This is a genomic window from Ramlibacter paludis, from assembly GCF_022012305.1.
Taxonomy (GTDB): Bacteria; Pseudomonadota; Gammaproteobacteria; order Burkholderiales; family Burkholderiaceae_C; genus Ramlibacter; species Ramlibacter paludis.
Genome location: NZ_JAKLTM010000002.1, coordinates 841,316 through 849,849 on the forward strand (window position 1 = coordinate 841,316; position 8,534 = coordinate 849,849).

The window sequence follows — 8,534 nt, forward strand, 5'->3', positions numbered from 1 at the left end:
TTTGACACACTCTTCATTTTAGGCCGAAAGGAGAAGACCATGCGGAAGGGGTGGAAGATTGCAGGCGGCATCGTGGCCGGCTTGGTGCTGCTGGCGGTGGTAGGCGTGTTCGCCGGCCTGCAGCTGTCGGAACGCAAGCAGGCGCGCCGGGTCGCCGTGCAGGTGCAAGCGCTGCCGGTTGCCGCCGATGCAAGCGCACTGGAGCGCGGCCGCTACCTGTTCACGTCGCGCGGCTGCGTCGATTGCCACGGAGCCAACGGCGCGGGCCGGGTGTTCGTCGAAAAGGGCGACGACCTGCGCATCAAGGGACCGAACATCACGCGCGGCAGCGGCGGCGTGACGGTGGCGTATCGCGGCGAAGACTGGGTGCGCGCCATCCGCCACGGCGTGGCGCCGGACGGGCGGCCGCTGATGGTGATGCCCAGCGAGGACTACAACCGCTTCACCGACGCCGACCTCTCCGCGCTGGTCGCCTACGTGCAGTCGCTGCCGCCGGCGGCGGGCACCGGCGCCGAAGTGAAGCTGCCGCTGCCGGCGCGCGTGCTGTACGGCTTCGGCGCCATCCAGGATGCCGCGGCGAAGATCGATCACAACCTGCCGCCGGCGCAGGCCGTGGCCGAAGGCGTGAACGTGCAGCACGGTGCGTACGTCGCCAACATGTGCCTGGGCTGCCACGGCCCGCAGCTGGCGGGCGGCAAGATCCCGGGCGGCCCGCCGGACTGGCCGGCCGCGGCCGACCTCACGCCTTCCGCCGAGGTGATGAAGGTGCGCTACGCCGACCCGGAAGCCTTCATCCGCATGTTCAAGTCGGGGCAGCGGTCCGATGGCAGCAGGATCCAGGTGATGCCCTTCGAGTCCCTGCGCAACATGAGCGACACGGACCTGCGGGCGCTGCACCTGTACCTGAAGAGCCGGACGACCTCCTAGGCGAAACGCCGGCGCGCCAGTTCGGCGCCCTGCGCCAGGGCCTCGAGCTTCCGGCGTGCCACCTCGCGGTCCATGGGCGCGAGGCCGCAGTTGGTGCAAGGAAACAGCCGCTCCTTCGCCACGAACTGCAGCGCGCGGCCGATGGTGTCGGCCACCTGCTCGGGCGTCTCGACCACGTCGCTGGCGACGTCGATCACGCCGACCATCACGTCCTTGCCTTTCAGCAAGGCCATGAGGTCGGGCGGCACGTGCGAGTGGTAGCACTCCAGGCTGACCTGGTCGATCGTGCTGGCCGCGAGCGCGGGAAACACCTGCTCGTACTGGCGCCACTCCTCGCCCAGGGTCCTCTTCCAGTCGTTGTTGGCCTGGATGCCGTAGCCGTAGCAGATGTGGACGGCGGTGGTGCAGTTCAGGCCGCGCGCGGCACGCTCCAGCATCTGCACGCCCCACTCGGCTGCGTCCTTCATGTACACGTTGAAGGCGGGTTCGTCGAACTGGATGATGTCCACGCCGTCGGCCTGCAGCGCCAGCGCCTCCTGGTTCAGGAGTTCGGCAAAGGCCAGCGCCAGCTTCCTGCGGTCGCCGTAATGGCGGTCGGCGACCGTGTCGACGATGGTCATCGGGCCGGGCAGCGTGAACTTGAGCTTGCGCGTCGTGTGGGCGCGGGCCAGTTGCGCCTCGAAGGCATGCACGCGGCCCTTGAGTTTCAGCGGCGCGACCACCTGCGGCACCATGGCCTTGTAGCGGTCGTTGCGGATGCCCATCTCCACCTTGTGCTGGAAGTCGATGCCCTCGACCTGCTCGAGGAAACCGTGGACGAAGTGCTGGCGCGACTGTTCGCCGTCGGTGACGATGTCGAGGCCGGCGTCCTCCTGCGCCTTGATCCAGAGCAGCGTGGCGTCGGCCTTGGCCTCGCGCAGCGCGTCGCCCTCGGCGCGCCACTGCGGCCAGAGCTTGTGGGTTTCGGCCAGCCAGCCGGGCTTGGGCAGGCTGCCGGCAATCGAAGTGCGGAACATCGGGTCTCCTCGGGGACTGCTCGCTAGAGTGAAGTCCCCATCATGGCGGATGTGCTGCGAGGCAGCCAGCCGTATCATTCCCGTTGACTCCCATGCTGCGCACGCTACCCGACCCCGAACAGGCCAAGCCCTGCGTGCTCGTCGTCGACGACGACGAGGCGGTGGCGCGCGCCATCGCGGGCCGGCTGGGGCGCGACTTCCGCGTGGTGGGCACCAGCGACCCGGAGCAGGCGCTGCCGCTGGCGCGCGAGCAACATCCCGGCGTGATCCTGTGCGACATCAACATGCCGCGCATGCAGGGCGACGAGGTCGCCTTCGCGCTGTCGCAGGATCCGGCCACGGCGCAGATCCCCTTCATCTACCTCACCGCGCTGGTCTCGCCCGAGGAAGCCGGCGAGCTCGATGCCGTGTTCGGCGACTATCCCGCCGTGTCCAAGAGCGCCAGCACCGAGGAGCTGCGGGGCGTCATCAGCTGGGCGCTCGGCCTGGACGACGATTAGGTCTGCGCGAATTCGCGCGCCAGCAGCTCGTAGGAGCGCCGCTGCGCCTGCGCATCCCAGGTCCAGGTGATCACCGCCATTTCCTCGACCTGCAGTTCCGCCGCCAAAGCGCGCAGGCGCGCCGCCACCTGCGGCCCGCTGCCCACCATGGCCTTGCGCCGCAGTTCGGCGCGATAGGCTTCTTCGGCCTGCGTGTAGTCGCGCGGCGCCTGCTCCGGCGGCAGCAGCGGGCCGAAGCGCCCCAGTTGCCGGTCGATGCGCGTGCGCTCGCGGCTCGCGAAGAGGCGCCAGGCTTCTTCTTCGGTGTCGGCCGCCAGTGCCCACACGCAGACCACCGCCTGCGGGCTCGCGATCACGCCGGGCTGGAAGGCATGCCGGTACAGCTGCAGCGCCTCGGCGCAGCCTTCGCCGTCGGTGATGAAATGCGCGAAGGCATACGGCAGCCCGAAGTGCGCCGCCAATTGCGCGCCATAGGCGGAGCTTCCCAGCATCCACACCTGCGGCGCGGTAGCGCCCTGCGGCAAGGCCTGGATGCCGCGGCCGGGATGGCCTTCCGGCAGCTCGCCGCCGGTGACCCAGGCCTGCAGCTCTGTCACCTGCTGCGGAAAGTGCTGCGCGGCGCGGGGATCGGGATTGAGCAGCATGGCCGTGCGATGGTCGCTGCCGGGTGCGCGGCCCACGCCGAGGTCGATGCGGCCCGGCGCCAGCGCGTCGAGCACGCGGAACTGCTCGGCGACCTTGTACGGCGAGTAATGCGGCAGCATCACGCCCGCGCTGCCGATGCGGATGCGCGAGGTGCGCGCGGCGATGGCCGCCATCAGCACTTCGGGCGCGGTGCCGACGATGGTGGGCAGGCTGTGGTGTTCGCTGAGCCAGAAACGCTGGTACCCCAGCCCTTCGCAATGCTGCGCGAGCGCGAGGGTGTCGCGGATGGACTGGTCCTGCGGCACGCCGACGCGGGCCACCGATTGATCGAGCACCGAAAGTCGCAAGGGCGTTGTCATGCGCCCATTGTGGGCCCGCCATAATTCCCGCATGCCAGAACCCGTGAATCCCGGACCGCGCGCGCGGGTCTTGATCGTCGGCTGCGGTTTCGGCGGCCTGGAAGCCGCCCGCGCCCTGCACGCCGCGCCGGTGGACATCACGGTGGTGGACCGCGCCAACCACCACCTGTTCCAGCCGCTGCTGTACCAGGTAGCCACCGCGGGGCTGTCGGCACCCGCCATCGCGGCGCCGGTGCGCTTCCTCTTTCGCAAGCAGGCCAACGTGACCAGCCTGCTGGGCGAGGTCGTGGCGATCGACGCGGCGCAGCGCGGGGCGCTGCTGCGCGATGGCGGCAGCCTGCCCTACGACCACCTGATCGTCGCGGCCGGCGCCACGCACAGCTACTTCGGGCATGACGAATGGGCCGTGCATGCGCCCGGGCTGAAGACGCTGGACGACGCCTTCGAGATCCGCCGCCGGCTGCTGCTGGCCTTCGAGGAAGCGGAGAAGGAAACCGACGCCGCACGGCGCGACGCCTGGCTCACCTTCGTCGTGATCGGCGGCGGGCCGACCGGCGTGGAGATGGCCGGGACGATGGCGGAGATCGCGCGCAAGACCTTGCCCGGCGAGTTCCGGCGCATCGATCCTTCGCGGGCGCGCATCGTGCTCGTCGAGGGCGGGCCGCGCGTGCTGCAGGCGATGCCCGAGTCGCTGAGCGCCAGCGCGCGCAAGCAGCTCGAAGGCCTGGGCGTGGAAGTGCAGCTCGATGCGCGCGTGGTGGCGATCGACGCCGAAGGGCTCGAAGTGCAGCCGGCCGGCGGCGCCGCGGCTTACCGGATTCCGGCGAAATGCATCGTCTGGGCCGCCGGGGTGGCGGCGTCACCGCTGGGGCGGCAGCTGGCGGAAGCGACCGGCGCGGTGGTCGATCGCGCGGGCCGCGTGCAGGTGCAGGCCGACCTGAGCCTTGCCGGCCATCCCGAGATCAGCGTGGTCGGCGACCTGGCCACCGCGCAAAGCCACGCACCGGGGCGCGAACCCAAGCCGGTGCCGGGTGTCTCGCCCGCTGCCAAGCAGATGGGCCGCCTGGCTGCCGCCAACATCCTGCGGCGCCTGCGCGGCGAGAGCACGCAGGCTTTCCGCTACCGGGACTACGGCAACCTGGCCACCATAGGCCGCAATTCGGCGGTCGTGGACCTCACCTCACCGGTGGGCCCCGTGCGCTTCAGCGGCCTCTTCGCCTGGCTGTTCTGGCTGTTCGCCCACATCTACTTCCTGATCGGCTTTCGGAATCGGCTGGTGGTGCTGTTCGACTGGGCGTCGGCGTACTGGAGCGCGCAGCGCTATGCGCGGGTGGTGGCCGACATCGAAGAGCGTTCCTGAACGCCACCTGCTACGCTTGCGCGCATGCCCGTCCACATCGTGCAACTCGGAAGCCCGCGCTCCCCCGGCGAAGGCCTGCGCCTGGGCACCGTGCGGCGGCCGCCGCGCGGCGTGCCCAAGGCGGATTTCGCCAAACGCGATTTCTACGACGTCTGGCTGCCCAACCTGGCGCCCAGCGCCGACCTCGTTTCGCTCGGTCTCGATGCCGTCAGCGAGAAGGAGTGGAACGTCTTCGTGCGCAAGTACAAGGCGGAAATGAAGCAGCCGGATGCCAACCACCTGCTGGACCTGCTGGCGGCGATGTCGCAGCAGTCCAACTTTGCGGTGGGCTGCTATTGCCAGGACGAGGCGCGCTGCCACCGGTCGGTGTTGCGCGAGTTGCTGGCGGAGCGCGGCGCGAAGGTGGTTTGAGGGCGGCGGGGCCGCCCGTCAGCGCGGGGGCGCGGCGGGGGTGTCCAGCGTTTCGCCCGCCGTCGGCGGCAGCGCCTGGCCGCACATCTGGCAGAAGCGCGCCTCCGGGCCGTAGCCGCCCGCGCCGCAGCCCGTGCAGGTGCGCGGCAGCAGGAAGGGCCGCACGTGCCGCCGCGCCGTCATCTCGGCCGTGACGATGCCGGTGGGCACGGCCAGCGTGCCCCAGCCGATCAGCATCATCACCGAGGCGATGAAGCGGCCGATGTCGGTCTTGGGCGTGATGTCGCCGAAGCCCACCGTGGTGATGGTCGTGATCGCCCAGTAGACCGAGGTGGGGATGTCGGTGAAGCCGTGCTCCGGCCCTTCCACCACGTACAGCAGCGTGCCCAGGATCAGCACCACCATCAGCACCGCCGACAGGAACACCAGGATCTTGCGGCGGCTGGCGGCCAGCGCCTCGCCGAGCATCTGGTATTCGGCGACGTAGTCGGTCAGCTTGAAGATCCGGAAGATGCGCAGCAGGCGCAGGATCCGCACGTCGATCAGCGCGTGCAGCTCCGGGAACAGCACCGCCAGGTAGGTGGGCAGCACCGACAGCAGGTCGACGACGCCGAAGAAGCTGCGCATGTAGCGCAGCGGATGCTGCACGCTGACGATGCGCGCCAGGTACTCCAGCGAAAACAGCAGCGTGAAGAACCACTCGACGGCGGAGAACAGCGCGCGGTGCCGCTGGTTGACCGCCGGCACGCTGTCGGCAATGACCACGGCGACGCTGACCAGGATCGCGACGATGATCACCTTGTCGAACAGCCGGCCCGCCGGCGTGTCCGATTCGAAGATCACCTCGAACATGCGGCGGCGCCAGCCGGCCGGCGGGCGGCCGAGGTCGGAGGCCGCATCGCGCAGCGGCGTGTCGGCGGGGCTGGGTTCCATCAGCGCGATGGTAGGCGGTTGTGGATGGCCGTCGCGGCGATGGCGGCGTGGCCGGCGGCGACGCTGATCTGGTTCAGGTCGACCGACACGTCGCCGGCGGCATAGAGCCCGTCCACCGTGGTCTGCTGGTGCGCGTCGACTTCGAGCTGGCCGTCGGGCACCGCGCGCGCGCCCAGGGCGGTGGCCAGCTCGCAGCGGTGCTTCAGGCCCAGCGCGGGGTAGAGCGTGTCGAACTCCAGCACGTCGCCGCCATGCAGCTCGACGCGGACCGATCCGCCCTCCTCGCACACGATGGCGCGCGGAGCGGCGGCAGCGATGCGCACGCCGGCGCCGCGCAGTTCCTCCAGCTGATCGTGCGCAACCTCGCCGTCGGTGGCCATCGCCAGCCAGGTCACTTCGTTGCCGAAGTTGGCGACGAAGAGCGACTCGCGCAGGCCGTGGCCGGACTTGCCCAGCACCGCGACGCGCTTGCCTTGTGTTTCGAAGCCGTCGCACACCGGGCAGAAGCGGACCTGGCCGCAGCGCAAGGCGTCCTGCAGGCCGTCGATTTCGGGCTCGACGTCGCGCGCCCCTGTGGCGAGGATCACGAAGCGGGCGCGCCAGCTGCCTTCGCGGCTGCGGGCGGTGAAGATGCCCTCGGCGTCACGCTCCAGGGCGGTGACTTCGGCGGCCTGCGTGGGGACGCCGTACTTCGCCGCATGCTGCTGCATCCGCTGCCAGAGCTCCTTGCCCTCGATGCCGTCCGGAAAGCCCGGCACGTTGCGGGTGCGCGGGATCCAGCCGAGGCGGCTGGCGCCCGCATCGAGCACCAGCGCCCGCCGGCGATAGCGGCCCAGGTACACGGCGGCGGTGAGGCCGGCGGCGCCGCCGCCGATGAGGAGGCAGTCGAGAACTTGTTCGTTGTGGGTCATCAGGGCTCGTCGCAGTCTAGCCAGCATCGCCGCCGAGCGGGGCCGGCCGTTACGCTTTGCAAGGCCGGGCCACGCGAAGCGCGTGTCGTGCCTAGACTTGCGGCCATGACGACCACCTGGAAGCAGGCCCTGCGCGAGGGCATCGTCTCGGGCAGCCTGGCTGCCATGTGCTCCGCCGGCTACCTGGCCTGGGCCGGCCGGCAGCGCGGCATGCCGGCGGCGCCGCTGAACGCGGTGAGCCACTGGCTGTTCGGCAACGCAGCGCTGGCGAGCGACGAGGCCAGCCTGCGCTACACGCTCACCGGCTACCTGACGCACCATGCCGCGTCCATCTTCTGGGGCACCTTGCACGCCAGGGCCTGGGGCGCCGAACCGGCGCACAAGGAGCCGTTGCCCGCGCTCGCGGGAGCGGCCGCGGCGGCGGGCGTCGCCTGTTTCGTCGACTACCAGCTCACGCCGCGGCGCCTGACGCCCGGCTTCGAACACCGCCTCGGCAAGCCGGAACTGGCCGAGGTCTACGTTTTCTTCGCGCTGGGCCTGGCCGCCGGCAGCCTGCTGATGCGCCGGCGCTGAAGCGATGCATGGCCGCCGCCGAGGTGGCTAGCCGTGCGCCGCGCCGTTGCCGTAGCGGCCGCCACCCGCCGGCGCGGCCACCTTGCCCAGCTTCACCAGCCGCTGCTCCACCGCGAACTGCGTGCGGCCGAGCTCCTGCGCCACCTGCTTGAGCGCGATGCCCGCGTCGAACGCCGTTTCCAGCGCCGCGTCCTCCTGGCCCGTCCACGCCTTGCCCGCGTTCGGCGGCTGCGTGCGCCGCGTCCGCTCGGGCAACTCGCCGCCCTCGAGCGCGCGCGCCACGGCGTGCAGCGCCCGGATGACCGGCGGGGCGTTGTAAGGGCTGTCTTCCGGCATGGCCTCCCCGGTGACGGGATGGATGCCCTGCGCCAGGGTGTCGATAATCTGGCGTGCGATCTGCAGTTCCATATTTCCTCCTGACCTGACAAAGTGAAGTACTGTATTTGCGTACAGCCCTCCCGCAACGCGCCGGCCGCGCCTCGGGTTGACGCGCGTGGCTGAGACCAAGGAACATCCTTGCCTCGCCTGCGGCGCCTGCTGCGCGGCCTACCGCGTGGACTTCGCGGTGTACGAGCTGGAGTCCGAGGGCGGGACGGTTCCCGATGGACTCGCGGTCGAGGTGACCGGCAACACCTGCCGCATGCGCGGCACCGACTGGCACCCGGTGCGCTGCGCCGCGCTGGTCGGCAAGGTCGGCGAGCGCGCGTCCTGCGGCATCTACGAGTGGCGGCCCAACCCTTGCCGCGAGCTGGAGCCCGGCAGCGACGGCTGCCTGCGGGCGCGCCAACGCCACGGCCTGGGACCGCTCGAAGGCTCGATGCTTTAAGCCTCAACTAAATTTCATTCCTGTTGGGATTAACCGACACCACGGTTTTTTCCCGCGGCGCAAACTCCGCCGC

General features: G+C 70.3%; 11 protein-coding genes. 6 read left to right on the forward strand and 5 right to left on the reverse strand.

Features of this window, described 5'->3' with window-relative positions:
- Positions 1-39 precede the first annotated feature (39 nt).
- Positions 40-927: a c-type cytochrome gene (locus LZ009_RS10610; RefSeq protein WP_275697877.1), complete on the forward strand. Its 888-nt coding sequence runs from the start codon at positions 40-42 to the stop codon at positions 925-927.
- Here the strand turns inward: LZ009_RS10610 and LZ009_RS10615 are convergent.
- Positions 924-1,943 carry a methionine synthase gene (locus tag LZ009_RS10615; RefSeq protein ID WP_275697878.1) on the reverse strand — a complete coding sequence of 340 codons (1,020 nt, stop codon included), beginning with the start codon at positions 1,941-1,943 and terminating at the stop codon, positions 924-926. The genes LZ009_RS10610 and LZ009_RS10615 overlap by 4 nt on opposite strands.
- Before the next feature lie 92 nt (positions 1,944-2,035).
- Here LZ009_RS10615 and LZ009_RS10620 point away from each other — a divergent pair, with 92 nt between their 5' ends.
- Positions 2,036-2,443: a response regulator gene (locus LZ009_RS10620; protein ID WP_275697879.1), complete on the forward strand. Its 408-nt coding sequence runs from the start codon at positions 2,036-2,038 to the stop codon at positions 2,441-2,443.
- Here LZ009_RS10620 and LZ009_RS10625 read toward each other — a convergent pair.
- On the reverse strand, positions 2,440-3,447 hold the full coding sequence (locus tag LZ009_RS10625) for an LLM class flavin-dependent oxidoreductase (RefSeq protein WP_275697880.1): 1,008 nt from the start codon (positions 3,445-3,447) through the stop codon (positions 2,440-2,442). The genes LZ009_RS10620 and LZ009_RS10625 overlap by 4 nt on opposite strands.
- A 31-nt stretch (positions 3,448-3,478) precedes the next feature.
- Here LZ009_RS10625 and LZ009_RS10630 point away from each other — a divergent pair, with 31 nt between their 5' ends.
- Both LZ009_RS10630 and LZ009_RS10635 read left to right on the forward strand, forming a co-directional pair.
- Positions 3,479-4,807 carry an NAD(P)/FAD-dependent oxidoreductase gene (locus LZ009_RS10630; RefSeq protein ID WP_275697881.1) on the forward strand — a complete coding sequence of 443 codons (1,329 nt, stop codon included), beginning with the start codon at positions 3,479-3,481 and terminating at the stop codon, positions 4,805-4,807.
- A gap of 24 nt (positions 4,808-4,831) precedes the next feature.
- Positions 4,832-5,218, forward strand: a complete 387-nt coding sequence (locus LZ009_RS10635; RefSeq protein WP_275697882.1) for a DUF488 domain-containing protein — start codon at positions 4,832-4,834, stop codon at positions 5,216-5,218.
- 18 nt (positions 5,219-5,236) lie between these two features.
- Here LZ009_RS10635 and LZ009_RS10640 read toward each other — a convergent pair whose 3' ends face one another.
- Positions 5,237-6,151 (reverse strand): ion transporter, encoded by a 915-nt coding sequence (locus tag LZ009_RS10640; RefSeq protein WP_275697883.1) that lies wholly within the window; start codon positions 6,149-6,151, stop codon positions 5,237-5,239.
- Positions 6,151-7,062, reverse strand: a complete 912-nt coding sequence (locus tag LZ009_RS10645; protein ID WP_275697884.1) for an NAD(P)/FAD-dependent oxidoreductase — start codon at positions 7,060-7,062, stop codon at positions 6,151-6,153. The genes LZ009_RS10640 and LZ009_RS10645 overlap by 1 nt, the downstream gene beginning before the upstream one ends.
- Before the next feature lie 105 nt (positions 7,063-7,167).
- On the opposite strand from LZ009_RS10645, the gene LZ009_RS10650 reads away from it, so the two are divergent.
- Entirely contained in the window at positions 7,168-7,635 is a 468-nt protein-coding gene (locus LZ009_RS10650; protein ID WP_275697885.1) for a hypothetical protein, read from the forward strand.
- Between the two features lie 27 nt (positions 7,636-7,662).
- On the opposite strand, the gene LZ009_RS10655 is transcribed toward LZ009_RS10650, so the two are convergent.
- On the reverse strand, positions 7,663-8,043 hold the full coding sequence (locus LZ009_RS10655) for a hypothetical protein (RefSeq protein ID WP_275697886.1): 381 nt from the start codon (positions 8,041-8,043) through the stop codon (positions 7,663-7,665).
- An 85-nt stretch (positions 8,044-8,128) separates the two neighbouring features.
- On the opposite strand from LZ009_RS10655, the gene LZ009_RS10660 reads away from it, so the two are divergent.
- Positions 8,129-8,461, forward strand: coding sequence for a YkgJ family cysteine cluster protein (locus LZ009_RS10660; protein ID WP_275697887.1), 333 nt, complete (start codon positions 8,129-8,131; stop codon positions 8,459-8,461).
- The last annotated feature ends 73 nt before the right edge of the window (positions 8,462-8,534 follow it).

Excerpts from the sequence above, each read along its gene's own strand:
- LZ009_RS10620 (WP_275697879.1), top strand. The coding sequence starts at position 2,036 with ATGCTGCGCACGCTACCCGACCCCGAACAGGCCAAGCCCTGCGTGCTC.
- LZ009_RS10610 (WP_275697877.1), top strand. The coding sequence starts at position 40 with ATGCGGAAGGGGTGGAAGATTGCAGGCGGCATCGTGGCCGGCTTGGTG.
- LZ009_RS10615 (WP_275697878.1), bottom strand. The coding sequence starts at position 1,943 with ATGTTCCGCACTTCGATTGCCGGCAGCCTGCCCAAGCCCGGCTGGCTG.
- LZ009_RS10645 (WP_275697884.1), bottom strand. The coding sequence starts at position 7,062 with ATGACCCACAACGAACAAGTTCTCGACTGCCTCCTCATCGGCGGCGGC.
- LZ009_RS10635 (WP_275697882.1), top strand. The coding sequence starts at position 4,832 with ATGCCCGTCCACATCGTGCAACTCGGAAGCCCGCGCTCCCCCGGCGAA.
- LZ009_RS10625 (WP_275697880.1), bottom strand. The coding sequence starts at position 3,447 with ATGACAACGCCCTTGCGACTTTCGGTGCTCGATCAATCGGTGGCCCGC.
- LZ009_RS10650 (WP_275697885.1), top strand. The coding sequence starts at position 7,168 with ATGACGACCACCTGGAAGCAGGCCCTGCGCGAGGGCATCGTCTCGGGC.
- LZ009_RS10655 (WP_275697886.1), bottom strand. The coding sequence starts at position 8,043 with ATGGAACTGCAGATCGCACGCCAGATTATCGACACCCTGGCGCAGGGC.
- LZ009_RS10640 (WP_275697883.1), bottom strand. The coding sequence starts at position 6,151 with ATGGAACCCAGCCCCGCCGACACGCCGCTGCGCGATGCGGCCTCCGAC.
- LZ009_RS10630 (WP_275697881.1), top strand. The coding sequence starts at position 3,479 with ATGCCAGAACCCGTGAATCCCGGACCGCGCGCGCGGGTCTTGATCGTC.